This window comes from Clostridium celatum DSM 1785 (assembly GCF_000320405.1).
Lineage (GTDB): Bacteria > Bacillota > Clostridia > Clostridiales > Clostridiaceae > Clostridium > Clostridium celatum.
Map to the genome: position 1 here is coordinate 1 of NZ_KB291663.1, position 993 is coordinate 993.

The 993-nt window shown below is 31.8% G+C and carries 1 pseudogene; it reads left to right on the top strand.

Annotation, left to right across the window (positions count from 1 at the left end):
• Positions 1 to 77: 77 nt before the first annotated feature.
• A pseudogene (gene ltrA / locus HMPREF0216_RS18270) lies at positions 78 to 993 on the top strand (group II intron reverse transcriptase/maturase); the annotation flags it as partial.

The window sequence follows — 993 nt, forward strand, 5'->3', positions numbered from 1 at the left end:
TTGAATATAAGCAAAGAGTGCATAGAAGATTCTCGGCAACTTCAAATAGAGAAACAAGTGAATTTGAATATGGCTCATTAGAAAGAATACTATCAAGAGAAAATTTACTTCTAGCAATGAAAAGAGTAATCTCAAATAAAGGTAGCCATGGAGTTGATGGAATGACAGTCTATGAACTTAGACAATTTCTTAAAGATAACTGGTTATCAATAAAAGAAAGTATTTTAAATAATGAGTATAAACCAATGCCTGTTAGAAGAGATGAGATACCCAAACCTAATGGTGGAACTAGATTGTTAGGAATACCAACAGTTTTGGATAGGTTTATTCAACAAGCAATTGCGCAAGAGCTAAATTATATCTATGATGAGAACTTTTCAGAAAATAGTTTTGGCTTCCGTCCTCGAAGAGGGGCAAAAGATGCTATACAAAAGGCAGAAACTTATATAAATGAAGGTTATAGATTGGTTTGTAGATATAGACCTAGAGAAATTCTTTGATAGAGTTAACCACGATATACTTATGTATAAACTCTCAAGGAGTATAAAATAAGAGAGTATTGAGGTTAATAAGAAAATATCTTCAGGCTGGAATAATGATTAACGGAATAGTAGCAACAAGTGAGGAAGGAGCTCCTCAAGGAGGTCCATTAAGTTCAACTTCTATCTAATATAATGTTAGATGAATTAGATAAGGAACTAGAGAAAAGAGAGCATAAATTCTGTCGCTACGCTGACGATTGTAACATTTACGTTAAGAGTAAAAGAGCCGGAGAAAGAGTTATGGATAACATAACAAATTTCATAGAAGGTAAATTGAAATTAAAAGTAAATAGAAGCAAAAGTGCAGTAGAGAGACCATGGAAAAGAAAATTTCTAGGATTTACGATAATGCTATCATTTGGAAAAGCTTGCACTACTATATCTAAACAATCATTAAAAAGATATAAAGATAAAATTAGAGAAATACTATCAAGGTCAAAACCGATAACTT